This window comes from Enterobacter sp. CCUG 70166, from assembly GCF_020224095.1.
GTDB classification, from domain to species: Bacteria; Pseudomonadota; Gammaproteobacteria; order Enterobacterales; family Enterobacteriaceae; genus Enterobacter; species Enterobacter intestinihominis.
Genome location: NZ_NRIQ01000001.1, coordinates 141512 through 159360, shown reverse-complemented (window position 1 = coordinate 159360; position 17849 = coordinate 141512). Strand labels below are relative to the sequence as shown.

The 17849-nt window shown below is 56.7% G+C and carries 18 protein-coding genes, 1 other RNA gene and 1 pseudogene; 14 read left to right on the top strand and 6 right to left on the bottom strand.

Annotated features, from left to right (window positions below; translation table 11 throughout):
- The first annotated feature begins 33 nt into the window (after positions 1 to 33).
- Together CKK19_RS00755 and CKK19_RS00750 are read left to right on the top strand one after the other, a co-directional pair.
- On the top strand, positions 34 to 414 hold the full coding sequence (locus CKK19_RS00755; RefSeq protein ID WP_063853695.1) for a helix-hairpin-helix domain-containing protein: 381 nt from the start codon (positions 34 to 36) through the stop codon (positions 412 to 414).
- A 97-nt stretch (positions 415 to 511) separates the two neighbouring features.
- On the top strand, positions 512 to 910 hold the full coding sequence (locus CKK19_RS00750; protein ID WP_017694410.1) for a YbgC/FadM family acyl-CoA thioesterase: 399 nt from the start codon (positions 512 to 514) through the stop codon (positions 908 to 910).
- A 62-nt stretch (positions 911 to 972) separates the two neighbouring features.
- Here CKK19_RS00750 and queC read toward each other — a convergent pair whose 3' ends face one another.
- Entirely contained in the window at positions 973 to 1668 is a 696-nt protein-coding gene (gene queC / locus CKK19_RS00745) for a 7-cyano-7-deazaguanine synthase QueC (protein ID WP_063853696.1), read from the bottom strand.
- Positions 1669 to 1734: 66 nt separating this feature from the next.
- Complete coding sequence (locus CKK19_RS00740; protein WP_058646036.1) at positions 1735 to 3435, bottom strand: SgrR family transcriptional regulator; 1701 nt, start codon at positions 3433 to 3435, stop codon at positions 1735 to 1737.
- Between the two features lie 101 nt (positions 3436 to 3536).
- Between CKK19_RS00740 and cof the strand changes: the two genes are divergently transcribed.
- Positions 3537 to 4355, top strand: a complete 819-nt coding sequence (gene cof / locus CKK19_RS00735) for an HMP-PP phosphatase (RefSeq protein WP_023299454.1) — start codon at positions 3537 to 3539, stop codon at positions 4353 to 4355.
- 41 nt (positions 4356 to 4396) lie between these two features.
- Here the strand turns inward: cof and CKK19_RS00730 are convergent, their stop codons facing one another.
- Positions 4397 to 5443, bottom strand: a complete 1047-nt coding sequence (locus CKK19_RS00730; protein WP_022647253.1) for a PLP-dependent cysteine synthase family protein — start codon at positions 5441 to 5443, stop codon at positions 4397 to 4399.
- A gap of 115 nt (positions 5444 to 5558) precedes the next feature.
- On the opposite strand from CKK19_RS00730, the gene CKK19_RS00725 reads away from it, so the two are divergent.
- The 5 genes from CKK19_RS00725 to amtB all read left to right on the top strand — a co-directional run bounded on the left by CKK19_RS00725 (position 5559) and on the right by amtB (position 11447).
- On the top strand, positions 5559 to 6017 hold the full coding sequence (locus CKK19_RS00725; RefSeq protein ID WP_022647254.1) for an Lrp/AsnC family transcriptional regulator: 459 nt from the start codon (positions 5559 to 5561) through the stop codon (positions 6015 to 6017).
- Between the two features lie 30 nt (positions 6018 to 6047).
- A complete protein-coding gene (locus tag CKK19_RS00720; protein WP_023305589.1) occupies positions 6048 to 7802 on the top strand; it encodes a SmdA family multidrug ABC transporter permease/ATP-binding protein in 1755 nt (584 codons plus the stop codon).
- Positions 7795 to 9576 (top strand): SmdB family multidrug efflux ABC transporter permease/ATP-binding protein, encoded by a 1782-nt coding sequence (locus CKK19_RS00715; protein WP_023299457.1) that lies wholly within the window; start codon positions 7795 to 7797, stop codon positions 9574 to 9576. Before CKK19_RS00720 ends, CKK19_RS00715 begins: the two co-directional genes overlap by 8 nt.
- Positions 9577 to 9786: 210 nt before the next feature.
- A complete protein-coding gene (gene glnK, locus CKK19_RS00710) occupies positions 9787 to 10125 on the top strand; it encodes a P-II family nitrogen regulator (RefSeq protein WP_006809867.1) in 339 nt (112 codons plus the stop codon).
- A 35-nt stretch (positions 10126 to 10160) separates the two neighbouring features.
- Positions 10161 to 11447: an ammonium transporter AmtB gene (gene amtB, locus CKK19_RS00705; RefSeq protein WP_022647257.1), complete on the top strand. Its 1287-nt coding sequence runs from the start codon at positions 10161 to 10163 to the stop codon at positions 11445 to 11447.
- A gap of 93 nt (positions 11448 to 11540) precedes the next feature.
- Here amtB and tesB read toward each other — a convergent pair whose 3' ends face one another.
- Positions 11541 to 12401 (bottom strand): acyl-CoA thioesterase II, encoded by an 861-nt coding sequence (gene tesB, locus CKK19_RS00700; protein WP_022647258.1) that lies wholly within the window; start codon positions 12399 to 12401, stop codon positions 11541 to 11543.
- 203 nt (positions 12402 to 12604) lie between these two features.
- Here tesB and CKK19_RS00695 point away from each other — a divergent pair, with 203 nt between their 5' ends.
- Positions 12605 to 13132, top strand: a complete 528-nt coding sequence (locus CKK19_RS00695) for a YbaY family lipoprotein (RefSeq protein WP_022647259.1) — start codon at positions 12605 to 12607, stop codon at positions 13130 to 13132.
- A 37-nt stretch (positions 13133 to 13169) separates the two neighbouring features.
- Here CKK19_RS00695 and CKK19_RS00690 read toward each other — a convergent pair whose 3' ends face one another.
- Complete coding sequence (locus tag CKK19_RS00690; protein WP_063146590.1) at positions 13170 to 13481, bottom strand: MGMT family protein; 312 nt, start codon at positions 13479 to 13481, stop codon at positions 13170 to 13172.
- A 170-nt stretch (positions 13482 to 13651) separates the two neighbouring features.
- Between CKK19_RS00690 and ffs the strand changes: the two genes are divergently transcribed.
- The 3 genes from ffs (at position 13652) to CKK19_RS00675 (ending at position 14459) form a co-directional block, all read left to right on the top strand.
- Positions 13652 to 13748, top strand: an RNA gene (gene ffs / locus CKK19_RS00685) — signal recognition particle sRNA small type.
- 247 nt (positions 13749 to 13995) lie between these two features.
- A complete protein-coding gene (locus tag CKK19_RS00680) occupies positions 13996 to 14247 on the top strand; it encodes a hypothetical protein (RefSeq protein WP_022647261.1) in 252 nt (83 codons plus the stop codon).
- Positions 14244 to 14459 carry a hypothetical protein gene (locus CKK19_RS00675; protein ID WP_006809861.1) on the top strand — a complete coding sequence of 72 codons (216 nt, stop codon included), beginning with the start codon at positions 14244 to 14246 and terminating at the stop codon, positions 14457 to 14459. The genes CKK19_RS00680 and CKK19_RS00675 overlap by 4 nt, the downstream gene beginning before the upstream one ends.
- 70 nt (positions 14460 to 14529) lie before the next feature.
- Here CKK19_RS00675 and CKK19_RS00670 read toward each other — a convergent pair.
- Positions 14530 to 15951 (bottom strand): annotated as a pseudogene (locus tag CKK19_RS00670) (PLP-dependent aminotransferase family protein).
- 84 nt (positions 15952 to 16035) lie between these two features.
- On the opposite strand from CKK19_RS00670, the gene CKK19_RS00665 reads away from it, so the two are divergent.
- Together CKK19_RS00665 and CKK19_RS00660 are read left to right on the top strand one after the other, a co-directional pair.
- Positions 16036 to 16647, top strand: a complete 612-nt coding sequence (locus CKK19_RS00665; protein WP_022647263.1) for a YczE/YyaS/YitT family protein — start codon at positions 16036 to 16038, stop codon at positions 16645 to 16647.
- 75 nt (positions 16648 to 16722) lie between these two features.
- Positions 16723 to 17793 (top strand): LacI family DNA-binding transcriptional regulator, encoded by a 1071-nt coding sequence (locus tag CKK19_RS00660; RefSeq protein WP_063853697.1) that lies wholly within the window; start codon positions 16723 to 16725, stop codon positions 17791 to 17793.
- Positions 17794 to 17849: the final 56 nt, after the last annotated feature.

Genomic DNA, 17849 nt, shown 5'->3' with positions numbered 1-17849 from the left:
GGCGTGGCTGTCAACAAACAAGGAGAAAACAGCATGAAATGTGGAATCAAAGCACTGTTAATTACACTGGCTATTGCCACTTCCGGGATGAGTGCGGGCGCGCTGGCGGCGTCGCCCTCGGCTAAAGCGCAGGCTGCACAGACCAAAACAGACTCAGCTGCGCAGGCTCATACGCAATCAAAAGCGACTGATGCCGGTAAAAGTGCAGAGGATGACGGTACGCGAGTCAGCATCAATTCGGCATCGGCAGAAGAGCTCGCGCGCGTGATGAACGGTGTGGGACTTAAAAAAGCCCAGGCCATTGTTAGCTACCGCGAGGAGTACGGTCCTTTCAAAACCCTTGACGATCTCAAGCAGGTGCCGGGTATGGGCTGCGCGCTGGTTGAGCGCAATCTCGCACACCTGACGCTGTAATCGCGTAATCACTTGCACTGCGGCAAAAATTTGCCAGGATAAAGAGGTCATACCAGTTATGACCTCTGAACCTATAACAACGAAAGGCTATTGCGCTATGCAGACACAAATCAAAGTCCGTGGTTATCACCTCGATGTTTACCAGCACGTCAATAACGCCCGCTACCTTGAATTTCTTGAAGAGGCGCGCTGGGATGGCCTGGAGAACAGCGAAAGCTTCCAGTGGCTGACCGCACACAACATCGCGTTTGTGGTCGTCAACATCAACATTAACTACCGCCGCCCGGCTGTGCTGGGGGATGTGCTCACCGTGACCAGTGAGGTCCAACAACTGAATGGCAAAAGTGGTGTATTGAGCCAGGTCGTCACGCTTGAGCCAGAAGGGCAGGTGGTGGCCGATGCGCTGATCACCTTTGTCTGTATCGATCTCAAAACCCAGAAAGCGTTGCCGCTGGAAGGGGAGTTGCGCGAAAAGCTGGAGCTGATGATCGCATAAGTAATATTCAGGAATGCCCGCGCTGTCGACTCCTGTTGTACGACAGCGCGGACAGTTAGCCCTTATTTCAGACCGGTCTTTTTCTGCATCGCGGCCATCACACCCGCTTTATCCGCAAGAAAATGATTCAGACCGTTCGCGCGCAGGTTACAGGCGGCACACTGCCCGCAGCCGTCCCCTTTAATGCCGTTGTAGCAGGTCAGGGTCTCGTTGCGAACGACATCCAGCTTGCTCCAGTAGTCGGCCAGCGCCCAGGTTTCGGCTTTATCCAGCCACATCAGCGGCGTTTCGAAGCGGGTCTCTTTTGCCATTCCCAGATCCACGGCGTGATTGAGCGCTTTCACGAATTCATCCCGGCAGTCCGGGTAGCCAGAGAAGTCGGTCTCACACACGCCCGTGATCACCGCTTCGGCTTTCACCTGGTAGGCATAGATTGCCGTCAGGGTCAGGAAGAGAATATTACGCCCAGGTACGAAGGTATTCGGAATGCCGCTGGCATCCGGTTCGTAATCAGGAACCGGAATGCTGTCGCGGGTGAGGCTGCTGACGGCCAGTTCATTTAACAGCGTCACGTCCAGCACTTTATGAGCGCGGGCGCCCAGTTTGAGGGCCAGTTCACGAGCGACATCGATTTCAGCGCGATGACGCTGACCATAATCAAAAGTGACGCAATGCACTTCATCATACTGGTGAAGTGCCTGAATCAGGCAGGTTGTGGAATCTTGTCCTCCGCTGAACACGACGACGGCACGTTTCATAGATCATCTCGACAGTTACGGTAAAAGCGTCATGTTAACGCCTGGCTAAAGCGGCGACCAGCTTCTTCACGCGTTTGGTGGAGGAAGCCAGGCTTCGGTGAAGTCAAACCAGCCGCGAGTGTTAAGGCGTATGCCGTTGACCCCCGGAGGCGCGCTGATTTGATACTGGTAGTTAAAGAGCGGTGTCAGGACGGCTGTCTCCATTAATCGGCTGAAGATAGCCTGAAGTCCTGCGTGTCGGTCACGTTCGTCGGCCTGCGTCTGCACCGCATCCAGCGTGGCCTGCAAATGGGCGTATGCCGGTGCGCTCAGCAGATGCGGCCAGAGCGCATCGCAGCGGAGCCATTGCTCAAGGGTGTACGCTGGCGCTTCGCCAATCAGTCTGTCTCCCATCATGATGTCTGCATCGGCAAGCTGCTGGCAACCGTCCCACGTCTTGGCGTCGTGAAAGATGACGGTCAGTTCACACCCCTGCCGCGCAAGGTATGCTTTTAACTGACTGGCCATGGTGTGAAGCTCAACCGGCAGGTGGTAGACAAGCGTCAATGCCTCTGGCAGCACAACGTCGGTTAAATCAGTCCACTGGGGGATCGCCCAGCCGGGAAGCAGTTCTTCGGTAGGAGTGATGAGCCCTTCGTTCAGGGGAAGCGTGTGAAGCAGCGTTGAGAGATGAATGATATTAATCAGCCGCTTTGCCTGAAGTTCGCTCAGACGCGGACTTTGTTTCAGCGTGAGGTAGCAGAAGCCCAGACTGGTGCTGTTACTCACCAGCCGCAGGCTGGCCAGCTCGTCGGCCTCGCCAATGGCGATTTGCACCGGGTGGCGACAGCTGGTGCCCAGACTGTAGTCAAAAAGCTGGGGCGTGATCCAGTACTCGATAGCCTTAAGTAACGGATGACCAAGGTGATACTGCTCGTGGCTTTCCAGACGCACCAGTTCAGGCTCAAAAACGCTCAGCCGAAAGGGACCACTGCCCACCACGGGGTAATCAGGATGCGCCAGACGGCTACAGTAGGTTGCCAGCCTGTGCGCCAGCCAATAGTCAGGTTGATGGAGAATAAACGTCAGGCTTTGCGGATGCGTGGTTTCGATACGTAAGACGCTGCGGAAAAGCGTGTCCATGCCGGGCTGCGATAGCAGCGCCGTCAGGCTTTGCCTGAGCTGTGCCGTCTCTATTTTATCGCCGTTATGCCAGTGCAGGGTGGAGCGTATGTAGAAATGCCAACGCAGGCCGTCAGCAGAGACTTCCCAGTGATGCGCCAGATCGCCCGTGGGTTCACTGCTGTTACCATTAAAACGCGTCAAACCAGAGAATACCTGTCCCGCCAGATGCTGCTCCGCCCGGCCAGGGAGAAACCCCGGCTGAAGCGGCTCCAGCGAGCGATAGTAGGGAATACGCAGCGTCGGCGTATCATTCTGCCATTGCCCGCCCATAAACGGATGCAGCAGCGATCGCAAATCTTCAGGCGCGAGCTGGGCCAGCTCCAGCGCGTTGTGCTGCTGTCCACTTTTAAGGGCCTCTTCCATCATCGTATTACGCAACGAATCCGGGGTGACGTGAAAGCGTAATTCCCCACGCTTTCCTCGTCCGGAGCGGGCGTGCCAGCTTAGCCAGCCCGCCTCCTGCGCCTGGCGCAGCAGGGTGCGTACATGTCGCTCGCTGCAAAAGCAGCGGCTGGCAAGTTCACTGATGGTCACCTGCTGCGTTGCGCCGGCGGAGGGGTGCCACAGACGCTGATACTGGTTAAGACGGTTAAGCTGGCGCATGAAAAACCCGGAACAATAATTATCATCTATTCACTATTACTTCCGTATATCTCACGTAATACTGATGCACAAGTTAACCGCATCACATTTCGGGAGTAATTATGGCTCGGCTCGCTGCATTTGATATGGACGGCACGCTGTTAATGCCGGATCACCGTTTAGGGGAGAAAACCCTGAACACACTTAAGCGCCTGCGCGAGCGTGAAGTCACCCTGACGTTTGCCACTGGTCGTCATGTGCTGGAGATGCGCCATCTGCTGGGAACATTTGCCCTCGATGCGTTCCTGATCACCGGCAACGGGACGCGCATTCACTCCGTCGAGGGCGATGTGCTGCACCGTCAGGATCTGGATCCGGAAGTGGCGGACATCGTCCTGCACAGCACCTGGGATACGCAGGCCAGCGTGCATGTTTTTAACGATGAAGGCTGGTTTACCGGGCGTGAGATCCCGGCCTTGCTGCACGCTCACGTTTACAGTGGCTTTAAATATCAGCTCATCGATTTGCGCCGCATTCCGGCACACAAGGTAACCAAGATCTGCTTCTGCGGCGATCACGACGATCTCTGCCGCCTGCGTATTCAGCTTAACGAGGCGCTGGGCGACCGGGCGCACCTGACCTTCTCGGCGGTGGACTGTCTTGAAGTGCTGCCGGTGGGCTGTAACAAAGGATCTGCGCTGGCGGTGCTGAGCGATCGTCTGGGGCTGACGATGCAGGACTGTATGGCCTTTGGTGACGCCATGAACGACCACGAGATGCTGAGCAGCGTAGGTCGTGGGCTGATTATGGGGAACGCGATGCCGCAACTTATCGCCGCGCTCCCGCATTTACCGGTTATCGGACACTGTCGTAACGAAGCGGTGTCCCATTTTTTGACGCATTGGCTGGACAAAAATAACCTCCCATATTCCCCCGAATAGCGAGATCCTTCCAGCAAGCCAGGCTAAAGCCTGGCTTTTTTTTATTTCACCAGATGCGAAATCTGCGCTTTCCACGGTTCAACATCGCCAATATTGGCCTGTACCCATTCTGCGTTGTAATAGGTGTCCAGGTAGCGTTCCCCGCTGTCGCACAGCAGCGTGACGACAGAGCCGCTAAGGCCTTCTTCACGCATTCTCGCGGCCAGTTGTAGCGCCCCCCACATATTGGTGCCGGTAGAGGCTCCGACCTTACGGCCAAGCTGTGTCTCCAGCCAGTGCGCCGTCGCGACGCTGGCGGCGTCCGGCACGCGGAGCATCTCATCCACAACGTCCGGAATGAACGAAGGTTCGACGCGCGGGCGACCAATTCCTTCGATCTTGCTCCCCACAGGGCTGCGCAGGCTGGCATCGCGAGATTGCCAGTAATCAAGGAACACCGAGTTCTGAGGGTCAACCACCATCAGCTGCGTATCATAACCCTGACAGCGGATATAACGTCCGATGGTGGCGGAGGTTCCGCCCGTGCCCGCGCTCATGACAATGTAAGAGGGGACGGGATGTGGCTCGTGGGTCATCTGGCGGAAAATGCTGTCCGCAATGTTATTATTGCCGCGCCAGTCGGTGGCGCGCTCGGCGAAGGTGAACTGGTCCATATAGTGACCATTTAGTTCGCGGGCCAGCATTTCGGAGGCCGCATAGATTTCGCAGGCGCTTTCCACAAAGTGGCAGCGTCCGCCGTAAAATTCGATCTGTTCAACTTTACGTTTCGCCGTGCAGGAGGGCATCACAGCGATAAACGGCAGGCCCAGCAGGCGGGCAAAGTAGGCCTCTGAGACGGCAGTTGATCCGGACGACGATTCAATAATCGTGGTGCCTTCTTTAATCCAGCCGTTACATAAACCGTATAAAAAGAGTGAACGCGCCAGGCGATGCTTCAGGCTGCCGGTAGGATGGGTACTTTCATCCTTCAGGTAAAGCTGAATGCCGGGAAATCCAGGCAAAGGCAGGCGGATCAAATGGGTATCTGCCGAGCGCTGATAGTCGGCATTTATTTCGCTGATGGCATGTTTAACCCAGGTGCTATTCATCGTAGTTATCCGTTTGTCATTTTGTGCCCAGCATAGCGAAAAGCACAGAAAAAATTGTTGCTATCTGGCCTTTAAAATAGAATGTAAGGAGAATAATTTTCTCTGGGAGGTGGATATGCTAGATAAAATTGACCGCAAGCTGCTTTCTTTGCTGCAAAGCGACTGCACCCTCTCTTTGCAGGCGCTGGCAGATGCCGTTAATCTGACCACCACACCGTGCTGGAAGCGCCTCAAGAAGCTGGAAGACGATGGCATTCTGCTGGGACGTGTGGCGCTGCTGGACCCCGAAAAACTGGGGCTTGGACTGACCGCCTTCGTCCTGATAAAAACGCAGCATCACAGCAGCGAATGGTACAGCCGCTTCGTCACCCAGGTTTCCGACATGCCCGAGGTGCTCGGCTTCTGGCGCATGGCGGGGGAATACGACTATCTGATGCGCGTTCAGGTGGCAGACATGAAGCGCTACGATGATTTTTACAAGCGGCTGGTCAATAGCGTACCGGGCTTGTCCGATGTCACCTCCAGTTTCGCCATGGAACAGATTAAATACACCACAGCGTTACCCATTGAATAACTTCATAAAATATCTTCAGGAAAAGACCGCGTGCGATTATTTGCCCAATTAAGCTGGTACTTTCGTCGGGAGTGGCAACGCTACCTCGGCGCGGTGGCCCTGCTTATTATCATTGCCATTTTGCAACTGATCCCGCCCAAAGTGGTGGGATACGTCGTGGATGGTGTTACGGAACAACATTACACCGCCGCACGGGTGATGATGTGGGTCGGTACGCTGGTGTTGACGGCCGTGGTGGTTTACCTGCTGCGTTATGTCTGGCGCGTGCTGCTGTTCGGCGCGTCCTATCAGCTTGCCGTTGAGCTGCGCGAGGACTTTTACCGCCAGCTGAGCCGCCAGCACCCTGAGTTTTATCTGCGTCACCGTACCGGGGATCTCATCGCCCGCGCCACAAACGATGTGGACCGTGTGGTGTTTGCCGCCGGTGAAGGAGTGTTAACGCTGGTGGATTCCCTGGTGATGGGCTGTGCGGTACTGATTGTGATGTCTACGCAAATTAGCTGGGAGCTCACGCTGCTGGCGCTGCTGCCGATGCCGCTGATGGCGCTGGCGATTAACCGCTACGGCGAGCAGCTCCATGAACGCTTTAAGCTGGCGCAGGCGGCGTTCTCGTCGTTAAACGATCGCACCCAGGAGAGCATGACCAGCATCCGCATGATCAAAGCGTTTGGTCTGGAAGACAGGCAGTCCGCGCTGTTTGCGGCCGACGCCGCCGATACCGGTGCGAAAAACATGCGCGTGGCGCGTATAGACGCCCGCTTTGATCCGACAATTTATATTGCGATTGGCATGGCGAACCTGCTGGCGGTGGGCGGCGGCAGCTGGATGGTGGTGCGAGGCACCATGACCCTCGGGCAGTTAACCAGCTTTGCGATGTACCTCGGGCTGATGATTTGGCCGATGCTGGCGCTGGCCTGGATGTTTAACATCGTTGAACGTGGGAGCGCCGCCTACAGCCGTATCCGCGCCATGCTGGCGGAAGTGCCGGTAGTGAACGATGGCAGCGAGCCGGTACCGGAAGGTCCGGGTGTTCTGAAGGCTGATATCCGCGTCTTTATCTACCCGCAAACGGAACATCCGGTGCTTGAAAACGTCAGTTTCACGCTGCGTCCTGGTCAGATGCTGGGCATCTGCGGCCCGACGGGCTCCGGTAAAAGCACCATTCTGTCACTGATTCAGCGCCATTTTGACGTGAGCGAAGGCGATATCCGTTTCCATGACGTCTCCCTGCCACGTCTGCTGCTGGATGACTGGCGCAGCCGCCTGGCGGTCGTCAGCCAGACGCCGTTTTTGTTTTCAGACACCATAGCCAACAATATCGCGCTCGGGTGCCCGACGGCGACACAGGACCAGATCGAGCATGTGGCGCGCTTAGCCAGCGTCCATGAGGATATTCTGCGCCTGCCGCAGGGCTACGACACAGAAGTGGGTGAGCGGGGCGTTATGCTCTCCGGTGGACAAAAACAGCGTATCTCTATTGCCCGCGCGCTGCTGCTGGACGCTGAGATCCTGATTCTGGATGATGCGCTGTCCGCGGTTGACGGACGTACCGAGCATCAAATTCTGCATAACCTTCGCCAGTGGGGGGAGGGGCGCACGGTCATCATCAGCGCGCACCGTCTGTCGGCCCTTACCGAAGCCAGTGAAATTCTGGTGCTTCAGCACGGGCATATTGCCCAACGTGGTCAGCATGAACAGCTCGCCGGGCAGGCCGGCTGGTATCGGGATATGTACCGCTATCAACAGCTTGAAGCTGCGCTGGATGAGGAGGTCACCGATGCGTAAGTTTGGACAGATGTGGCCGACGTTAAAACGGCTGCTCGCCTATGGCTCACCGTGGCGCAAACCGCTTTCCATTGCCGTGCTGTTACTGTGGATCGCCGCTATTGCGGAGGTGACCGGTCCGCTGCTTATCAGCTATTTTATCGATAACATGGTGGCGAAAAGCTATCTGCCGCTGGGGCTGGTGGCGGGGCTGGGTGTGGCGTATGTCGGGCTACAGCTGACGGCGGCGGGGCTGCACTATGCGCAGTCGCTGCTGTTTAACCGGGCCGCCGTGGGCGTGGTCCAGCAGCTACGCACGGATGTGATGGATGCCGCGCTGCGCCAGCCGCTGAGCGAGTTTGATACCCAGCCGGTCGGGCAGGTTATTTCGCGCGTCACCAATGACACCGAGGTGATCCGCGACCTTTATGTGACCGTTGTCGCAACGGTTCTGCGCAGTGCCGCATTGATTGGCGCGATGCTGGTGGCGATGTTCAGTCTGGACTGGCGGATGGCGCTGGTGGCGATCGCTATTTTCCCGGCGGTGCTGATTGTGATGGTAATTTACCAGCGCTACAGCACGCCGATTGTTCGTCGCGTGCGCGCTTACCTTGCAGATATCAATGATGGCTTCAACGAAGTGATCAACGGCATGAGCGTTATCCAGCAGTTTCGCCAGCAGGCGCGTTTTGGCGAGCGGATGGGAGAAGCCAGCCGCTCGCACTATATGGCGCGGATGCAGACGTTACGTCTGGATGGCTTCCTGTTACGCCCGCTGCTGAGCCTCTTCTCTGCGCTGGTGCTGTGCGGGATGTTGATGCTGTTTGGCCTGACGACGCGTGGAACCATTGAGGTGGGAGTGCTGTACGCGTTTATCAGTTACCTTGGCCGTCTTAACGAACCGCTGATTGAACTCACTACGCAGCAATCGATGCTGCAACAGGCGGTAGTCGCGGGTGAGCGTGTGTTTGAGCTGATGGACAGGCCGCGTCAGACCTATGGCGATGATGAACGTCCGCTGGAAAGTGGATCCATAGCGTTTGATCATGTCTCGTTTGCCTACCGCGACGATCAGCTTGTCTTGCAGGATATCAACCTCGAGGTACCGTCGCGCGGTTTTGTCGCACTGGTTGGGCATACCGGCAGCGGCAAAAGCACGCTCGCCAGTTTGCTGATGGGCTACTATCCGTTGACGCAGGGGGAGATCCGTCTGGATGGACGGCCTCTTTCCGCGCTTAGCCACAACGCGTTGCGTAAAGGCGTCGCGATGGTGCAGCAGGATCCGGTAGTGCTGGCGGATACCTTTTATGCCAACGTGACGCTGGGACGATCTTTCACGCCTGAGCAGGTATGGGAGGTGCTGGAAACGGTGCAGCTGGCAGATCTGGCGCGCGGGTTAAGCGAGGGGATCAATACCCGGCTGGGCGAGCAAGGCAATAACCTCTCTGTCGGGCAAAAGCAGCTCCTGGCGCTGGCGCGCGTGCTGATTGAGACGCCGCAGGTGTTGATTCTGGATGAAGCGACCGCAAGCATCGACTCCGGTACCGAACAGGCGATCCAGCTGGCGCTGGCTGCCGTGCGGGATCGCACTACGCTGGTGGTGATCGCTCACCGGCTCTCAACGATCGTCGATGCCGATACCATTCTGGTGCTGCACCGTGGCCAGGCCGTTGAACGGGGTACGCACAAAGCGCTGCTCGAGGCGAAAGGACGCTACTGGCAGATGTATCAGTTGCAGCTGGCAGGCGACGAGCTGGCCGCCAGCGTGCGCGAGGAGGAGTCGCTCAGCGCCTGATGCACCATAACAAGGCAATGCGCTAACAGTCTTAACCGTTGGTGCAAAACTGAAACGCACCCTGCACTGCCATGGTGCGTTTTTTTCTCCCCTTCGCGGCGCATGCGCGCCGCGGCGCTTTCCTCCTCACATTTCACTTCTGGCACACCCTTTGCAATATCCCTCTCGTGTTAGCTGCGGCCATTACCGAATTCTGACTGGAGGGGATATATGAAGCTGGTTACGGTGGTAATCAAACCATTCAAACTCGAAGACGTGCGTGAAGCGCTGTCTTCCATGGGTATTCAGGGACTGACTGTCACCGAAGTGAAAGGCTTTGGGCGTCAGAAAGGTCATGCCGAGCTTTATCGCGGGGCGGAATACAGCGTTAACTTCCTGCCAAAAGTGAAGATTGATGTGGCGATTGCCGACGATCAGCTTGATGAGGTGATTGATGTCGTCAGCAAAGCGGCCTACACCGGAAAAATTGGCGACGGCAAAATTTTCGTTGCCGAACTACAGCGCGTCATTCGCATCCGTACCGGCGAATCTGACGAAGCGGCGTTGTAAGTAACTCCTGGCACACAGTGATAGGGATCGAGAAAATGATGAAAGCAACAATGAAAACAGGTCTGGGTTCGCTGGCACTGCTGCCGGGCCTGGCAATGGCTGCACCTGCTGTGGCAGACAAAGCCGATAACGCCTTTATGATGATTTGCACCGCGCTGGTGCTGTTCATGACGATTCCGGGGATCGCGCTGTTTTACGGCGGCCTGATCCGCGGCAAGAACGTACTTTCCATGCTGACGCAGGTTGCCGTCACGTTCGCGCTGGTGTGCGTGCTGTGGGTGGTTTACGGTTACTCGCTGGCCTTCGGGGAGGGCAACGCCTTCTTCGGCAACGTTAACTGGGCGATGCTGAAAAATATCGAACTGACCGCGGTAATGGGCAGCTTCTATCAGTATATTCATGTCGCGTTCCAGGGCTCATTCGCGTGCATCACCGTGGGGCTGATTGTGGGCGCGCTGGCTGAGCGTATCCGCTTCTCTGCGGTACTGATTTTCGTGGTGGTCTGGCTGACGCTCTCCTATGTCCCGATTGCGCATATGGTCTGGGGCGGTGGTCTGTTGGCTTCCCATGGCGCTCTGGACTTTGCGGGCGGCACCGTTGTTCACATCAACGCCGCCGTAGCCGGCCTGGTAGGCGCATACCTGATTGGCAAGCGCGTGGGCTTCGGGAAAGAAGCGTTTAAGCCGCACAACCTGCCGATGGTCTTTACCGGCACCGCCATCCTCTACTTTGGCTGGTTCGGCTTCAACGCAGGTTCAGCCAGCGCCGCTAACGAAATCGCCGCGCTGGCCTTCGTGAATACCGTGGTGGCAACTGCCGGGGCCATCCTCTCATGGGTATTTGGCGAGTGGGCCGTTCGCGGCAAGCCATCCCTGCTGGGTGCCTGTTCTGGGGCGATTGCCGGTCTGGTAGGTATTACGCCAGCATGCGGTTACGTGGGCGTGGGCGGCGCATTGCTGATCGGTATCGTCGCGGGTCTGGCGGGGCTGTGGGGCGTTACCGCACTGAAACGTATTCTGCGCGTTGACGATCCGTGTGATGTATTCGGCGTACACGGTGTGTGCGGCATTATCGGCTGTATCATGACCGGTATCTTTGCTGCACAATCTTTGGGCGGCGTGGGTTATGCTGAAGGCGTGACCATGATGCATCAGGTGCTGGTCCAGCTTGAAAGTATCGCGATTACGGTTGTCTGGTCGGGCGTTGTGGCCTTTATCGGCTACAAGCTGGCCGATATGACCGTGGGGCTGCGCGTACCGGAAGAGCAGGAGCGCGAAGGTCTGGACGTCAACAGCCACGGCGAGAATGCGTACAACGCATAATTTGAGTGCCTTGCCGGGTGGTGGCTTCGCCTTACCCGGCCTGAAAAAGTGAAATTTGCAGGCCCGGTAAGCGTAGCGACCGGGCTTTTTACCTCACCCTCGATTACGCATCACACCTTCCTGCACGGTAGAAGCCACCAGCACACCATCCTGGGTGTAAAACTCCCCGCGAACAAAACCGCGTGCGCTGGACGCAGAGGTACTTTCTACGCTGTAAAGCAGCCACTCGTTCATATCGAAAGGACGATGGAACCACATGGAATGGTCAATCGTGGCGACCTGCATCCCTTTTTCCAGGAATCCCACGCCGTGCGGCTGTAGCGCAACCGGTAGGAAGTTGAAATCCGACGCATAACCCAGCAGATACTGATGCACGCGCAAGTCTGCCGGTACGCTGCCGTTGGCGCGGATCCACACCTGGCGGGTGGGCTCAGCAGTATGCCCCTTCATTGGGTTATGAAATTCGACCGGGCGGATCTCCAGCGGTTTATCGCACAGAAACTTCTCTTTTACCTGCGGCGGCAGCAGATGTGCGAGTGCGCGGGCAATTTCGGTTTCCGATTTCAGATCGTCCGGCGATGGGGCAGACGGCATCTGTTTTTGATGCTCATAGCCCGGCTCTGGCGCCTGGAAGGAGGCGGTCATGTAGAAGATGGGTTTCCCATGCTGGATGGCCGCCACACGGCGAGCGCTGAAGCTTTGGCCGTCACGCAGAACTTCCACGTCGTACACAATCGGTTTAGCGCTGTCACCGGGGCGTAAAAAGTAGCTGTGGAATGAGTGCACCAGACGGTCTGCCGGAACGGTCTCCTTAGCGGCATATAGCGCTTGCCCCACGACCTGGCCCCCAAAAACCTGGCGTAAGCCTAAATCTTCGCTCTGTCCGCGAAAAAGCCCTTCTTCTATTTTTTCCAGGTTCAGCAATGTCAGCAGATTGTTCAGTGCCTGACTCATAGTGGTCCTCAATAAACGCCGTGGCGAAAGATACGCTGAGTATAACGCAGAAACGATAGTGGTCCGATGGGTAGAATTATCTTAATACCTGGGCAAAATTAGGCATAAATCCGTGATTTGTGCCACACTTGTTTACGTTATGTGAATAAAACGACATCGGATGGGATCGATCCCGCCGGTGCATTGATGATAAGGAGACTTCAATGAAACTCGTGCCTATGTTAAGCGGTGTTGCAATGGCGGTGGCGTTGTCCGCCTGTGCGGATAAGAGTGCCGATGTAGCGGTACCAACGGCGACCCCAAACGGGATTAACACCCTTTCACAGCAAGCTATTCGACAGCCTAACGTGTCCGGTACCATCTGGATCAAACAGAAAGTCGCTCTGCCGCCTGACGCGGTTTTAACGGTCACGTTATCCGATGCGTCTCTGGCGGATGCACCGTCTAAAGTCCTTGCACAGCGTGCAGTTCGTACAGAGGGTAAACAGGCGCCGTTCAGCTTCGTGCTGCCGTACAACCCGTCTGACGTTCAGCCTAACGCGCGTATCCTCCTGAGCGCGGCGGTAACGATCAACGATAAGTTGGTCTTTATCACCGATACCGTGCAGGAAGCGGTCAACAAAGGGGGCACCAAAATCGACCTGACCCTGGTCCCGGTGCAGCAGACTGAAGTGCCTGTGGCAACGCAGACCAATCAGCCGACCTTGCCTACACCGCCAACACAGTTGTAACTTTCTTTCGCCCTCTTCATTTTGACGGGAGAGGGCGTCAGTATTCCCAGCGATACTTCTGCATATCTATCTGTCCCGTCCCGGACACCTGTACCCCTTCTGAGAGCAATGCCTGACGCTGGCGCTGCAAGTCTGGCCCGGTGAGGGAAATGGCGCCATGGCGATTAACGACCCGGTGCCATGGTAACGTACTTCCCTCCGGAAGCCTTCTTAGCACGCCGCCAACCTGACGCGCTGCGCGCGGAGAGCCCGCCAGTCGGGCGACTTCCCCATAGGTCGTGACACAGCCTTCCGGAATCGAGGCCACGATTTGCCACACTCGCTGTGGGAAAGTGTCATGTTCGTCCATTGTTTCTCCAGCGGGAAATCAGCGAAGGGTAATGTTATACGAAGATAAAGAAGATTGTCGGGTCAGTTTGCGCAATAATCCAGCATCCAGTTGCCAGCGGCTTGCAATTGAGGTGCTCCACAGGGATAATGCGCCAGCGCGTTGGTTATCAACGCTCTCAATGGGGGCTCTGTTGGTTCTCCCGCAACGCTACTCTGTTCACCAGGTCAGGTCCGGAAGGAAGCAGCCAGGGCAGACGACGTGGGTGCCGGGATGTAGCTGGCAGGGCCCCCACCCATTTGTGTTCTTCTCTGAAGTTTCCCCCTATATAAACCTTCTCAATTATGTGCCTATTTTGTTCGTGCAATATATCCTTCATTGAACTGAAATAATAATGTCATAAACCTGTAATAATAGACTGTCATTTTATTATCGGGCGTCTTTTTGTTGTCATAAGCAAAAAAATATATATCTGGATAACAAACTTATCTTCGTGTATTAAATTAAACACGTGTTCCGAAAGGATGTGACAATCATGGTAACTGCGGTTTTAAACGTTAAAATTGATGAAGCGCTAAAAGAAAGACTCCGCCACTATGCGGAAGACAATAATGAGAATTTAAGCGTGACCACAGAGAAACTGCTGCTGCTGGCATTTGAAGCAGTAGAAGAGGCGGGAGTATCGGAAGAGGATGTTGATAATCAGCATACGGAAGAAGAGAGTGTAAATCCATTTACTCCTAAAGAAATCAAAGCACTACGTAAACTTCTGAAGAAGAGAAAATGAAACAACAACTATCGACTGCCAGCGATTACAACGAGGCCTGCAATCTGTTACGTTCGGGCTATGTGAAACATGTTCGTCTTGGCTGGAATGTAGGAAGTGATGAGTTCTTTCGAATTGCGTCTGACTGGTGTGATACCGGAGCGAAAATAAAGAAAGAAGGTGAAAATTTCATTATTTCGCTGAAAGGCTTCCCGATTCCTCCTCAACATTAAGTTGTTCTTCATGAAAACAGCTGACTGCATGCGTTACAGTCAGCTGTTTTTATTGTTTCTGGCGAATAATTTACACCAGGCTCCGTTTTACTGGCGGTGCACTTTTATTTAAGGCAAGCCACAGCGGTTTGATACGCAGTAATGCCTCTTCAAGTTCTGGCGAATTGAGTGAGAAGGGCATACGCAGGTAGCGGTCAAACGCGCCTGAAAGCCCAAAGCGCGTGCCGGTGCCCATAATGATGCCTGTCGTTTCCGCACGTGCCGCCAGTTGAGTCGCCAGCATGCCGGGTAGTTCAATCCAGTATGAAAGTCCTCCCTCCGCTTCCTGAAACCGCCATTCGGGGAAATGCTTCCGTAACATCTGGCCGCAGCGGTCACGCCGTTCTGCCAGCATTTCCCGCCGGGCAGGCAGGAAGGTTTCACTGTTTTCGATAAGCCACAGCGTGGCCAGCTGTTCCAGCACCGGAGAGCCCAGATCCAGCGTATCGCGCGTCTGTGCGAGCGTGGCGATAGTGCGGGACGAGGCGCGGATCCAGCCGAGACGAAGCCCACCCCAGAAGCTTTTGCCTGCGGAACCCAGCGTAATCACCGCGGCCTCCGGGTTAAAGGCGGCCAGCGGCGGCGGCGGGGGAGCATCGAACCAGAGATCGACCATGGTTTCATCCACCACCAGCGTGGTGCGGGTTTGCGCGGCGATGTCGGTTATGGTCTGACGCGTCGCGGCATCCATGCAGCGCCCGGTCGGATTATGAAAATCCGGCATTAGATAGGCCAGACGCGGGGCTGTCTGGGCAAGCGTTGCGGCAAAACCATCGGTATCCCAGCCCGTTTCTGGCAGCGAGACGCCCACGGGCCGACATTGCGCCCCCTGAATCGCGGCTATCGCCAGCGGGTAGGTGGGATGATCCACCACCACGCGATCCCCGGGCCCGGTCATCATTCTTAAGATCAGGGCGAAGCCGCTGACGGCACCGTTCACCACCATCACTTCGTCTGCCCGGGTGGGCAGACCGCGTGCGGTGTAGCGGGCGGCGATAGCTTCACGCAGCGCTGGAAGCCCAAGCTGATCTTACCCGGTCAGCGCCAGATTCGGCGTAATGGTCGTCAGCGCGTGGGTGTAGGCCTGATGGATCTCTGGCCCTGCGTTGAGCGCGGCGGTTGAGAGATCCAGCGCCGCGCTGGCAGTGGAAAGCGTGGGCACGGCCCGGCTGTCTGGCAGGATCGCCCGGGAACCGCTGCCGTGACGGCTCTCCAGAAAACCCTCTTCACGCAGATGCGCCAGCGCGCTGCTGATGGTGGTGCGGCTGACGTCCAGTGCGGCGGCCAGTTCCCGCTCTCCGGGCAGGCGCGTGTTTAGCGCCAGCCTGCCATCCAGAATTAACAGGCGTAACGCGTCAGCCAGCTGGCGCCACCGCGGGGTGCGGGAAGAGGTTTGTTGCCAGTGCCCTAACAGGCGAACCAGAGACTGGCTTCCAAAACGACGTGATGACATGTGCAGTCCACTATTTGAAAACTGGACATTAATCATAGTGCCATTTTCAGCGAAGATGGAAGCTGGTTCTTCGGAGAAGAGAAAATGGTGCGTCGTCTGGTGCAACTTTATGTCGGTTTAGCCCTTTACGGACTTTCAACCGCGATGTTTATTCGTTCGGATCTGGGTGTTGATCCCTGGAATGTTTTTCACCTTGGCGTCGCCATCCAGGCCGGAATGAGCATCGGCACGGTGATGATTTTAACCGGGGCTGCGGTGCTGCTGCTATGGATCCCGCTGCGTCAGCTTCCGGGGCTGGGTACGGTCAGTAACGTGATTTGTATTGGCCTGGCGGCAGATGCGTCAATGGCATTGATCCCGGAACTCACCTCGCTGCCCGTGCGCATCACCCTGCTGGTTTCCGGCATTGTGGTTAACGCCCTTGCCACCGGAATGTATATCGGCGCGGGTTTTGGCGCAGGCCCACGCGACGGCCTGATGACCGGCATACACGCCCGGCTGGGCTGGTCGATCCGCAGCGTGCGTACCGCAATCGAGGTGACCGTGTTGATCGTCGGCTATCTCCTCGGGGGAGCGTTTGGCGTCGGAACCGTGCTGTATGCGTTAACCATCGGCCCGCTGATCCAGCTTTGTTTGCCGTGGTTTCGCCAGAGACCGCGCATGCAGAAAGCCGCGCAGCCGGAGCGGATTGCTTAATTTTGCGAAGCGCTCACAGGCTATAATGGCGTAACTGTGTCAGAATAGTGACTACCTTTTACGACGCCAGAATCTATGAAAGCGATCACTCTTTATGACGTTGCCCGCGTAGCGGGCGTTTCTTATCAGACCGTTTCCCGGGTGATTAACGACGCGGAACACGTTTCTGCCCGTACGCGGGAAAAGGTCCGACAGGCCATGGCGGCGCTACACTATGTACCTAACCGTGGCGCGCAGCAGCTGGCCGGGAAACGCACCCGCACGCTGGGGCTGATGACCAGCGATCTGGCGCTGCATGCGCCGTCGCAAATCGCCTCAGCTGTAAAATCCCGGGCAGTGGAGCAGAGGGCTGGCGTGCTCATCTCTATGGTGGAGCAGCCCGCGCAGTGTCAGGCTGCTTTGCAGGAGTTACTGGCGCAGCGCGTGGAGGCGCTGCTGGTGAACGTTCCGCTGGAAGATGCTCAGGCAGAAATGCTTCAGGAAATGGCCTCGCCGACCCCGGTTCTTTTTCTTGATGTTTCCCCCACAGCTCGGGTTAACAGCCTCGTTTTCAATGCTGAACAGGGCGCTGGCCTGGGGGCGGAGCATCTGCTTTCGCTGGGGCACCGGCGAATTGCGCTGCTCGCCGGGCCGGAAAGTTCTGTCTCTGCCCGGGCTCGCCTGGCGGGATGGAAAACTACGCTGGCTCAGGCTGGCGTGGAGGCGTTTGCGGTGGCGCAGGGCGACTGGAGCGCGGCTTCAGGCTACGAGAAAGGGCATCAGCTCCTGGCGGGCGCGCAGCTGCCGGAGGCGATCCTTGTGGCGAACGATCAGATGGCGCTTGGCGTTTTAAGCGCCTGTGCGGAAAAAGGCGTTGCGGTACCGGGGCAGATCTCGGTTGTCGGGTTTGATGATACGGCTGACAGCGCGTGGTTTTCCCCTCCGCTGACCACCGTTCGGCAGGCGTTCCGCGAGGCCGGTGAACGCAGCGTGGAGTGGCTCCTGGCAACAGCCCGTCACGCCGAACCCTGGCATCAACAACTTCCCGTTACGTTGATCGTTCGTCATTCCACCGCGCCGCGCGCCGTACAACAGGCCGATCGTGAAGATCTGGCGCAACAGCTAAGAATGCTGGCGCTGCTGGCGCAGAAACTGGCGCGCAGCTAGCACTTTTGTGATCGTGCTCGCCTGGTGACGATCAAAGTCTTTACCGCCACCGTTTA

Excerpts from the sequence above, each read along its gene's own strand:
- CKK19_RS00755 (WP_063853695.1), top strand. The coding sequence starts at position 34 with ATGAAATGTGGAATCAAAGCACTGTTAATTACACTGGCTATTGCCACT.
- CKK19_RS00750 (WP_017694410.1), top strand. The coding sequence starts at position 512 with ATGCAGACACAAATCAAAGTCCGTGGTTATCACCTCGATGTTTACCAG.
- queC (WP_063853696.1), bottom strand. The coding sequence starts at position 1,668 with ATGAAACGTGCCGTCGTCGTGTTCAGCGGAGGACAAGATTCCACAACC.
- CKK19_RS00740 (WP_058646036.1), bottom strand. The coding sequence starts at position 3,435 with ATGCGCCAGCTTAACCGTCTTAACCAGTATCAGCGTCTGTGGCACCCC.
- cof (WP_023299454.1), top strand. The coding sequence starts at position 3,537 with ATGGCTCGGCTCGCTGCATTTGATATGGACGGCACGCTGTTAATGCCG.
- CKK19_RS00730 (WP_022647253.1), bottom strand. The coding sequence starts at position 5,443 with ATGAATAGCACCTGGGTTAAACATGCCATCAGCGAAATAAATGCCGAC.
- CKK19_RS00725 (WP_022647254.1), top strand. The coding sequence starts at position 5,559 with ATGCTAGATAAAATTGACCGCAAGCTGCTTTCTTTGCTGCAAAGCGAC.
- CKK19_RS00715 (WP_023299457.1), top strand. The coding sequence starts at position 7,795 with ATGCGTAAGTTTGGACAGATGTGGCCGACGTTAAAACGGCTGCTCGCC.
- glnK (WP_006809867.1), top strand. The coding sequence starts at position 9,787 with ATGAAGCTGGTTACGGTGGTAATCAAACCATTCAAACTCGAAGACGTG.
- amtB (WP_022647257.1), top strand. The coding sequence starts at position 10,161 with ATGATGAAAGCAACAATGAAAACAGGTCTGGGTTCGCTGGCACTGCTG.
- tesB (WP_022647258.1), bottom strand. The coding sequence starts at position 12,401 with ATGAGTCAGGCACTGAACAATCTGCTGACATTGCTGAACCTGGAAAAA.
- CKK19_RS00695 (WP_022647259.1), top strand. The coding sequence starts at position 12,605 with ATGAAACTCGTGCCTATGTTAAGCGGTGTTGCAATGGCGGTGGCGTTG.
- CKK19_RS00690 (WP_063146590.1), bottom strand. The coding sequence starts at position 13,481 with ATGGACGAACATGACACTTTCCCACAGCGAGTGTGGCAAATCGTGGCC.
- CKK19_RS00680 (WP_022647261.1), top strand. The coding sequence starts at position 13,996 with ATGGTAACTGCGGTTTTAAACGTTAAAATTGATGAAGCGCTAAAAGAA.
- CKK19_RS00675 (WP_006809861.1), top strand. The coding sequence starts at position 14,244 with ATGAAACAACAACTATCGACTGCCAGCGATTACAACGAGGCCTGCAAT.
- CKK19_RS00665 (WP_022647263.1), top strand. The coding sequence starts at position 16,036 with ATGGTGCGTCGTCTGGTGCAACTTTATGTCGGTTTAGCCCTTTACGGA.
- CKK19_RS00660 (WP_063853697.1), top strand. The coding sequence starts at position 16,723 with ATGAAAGCGATCACTCTTTATGACGTTGCCCGCGTAGCGGGCGTTTCT.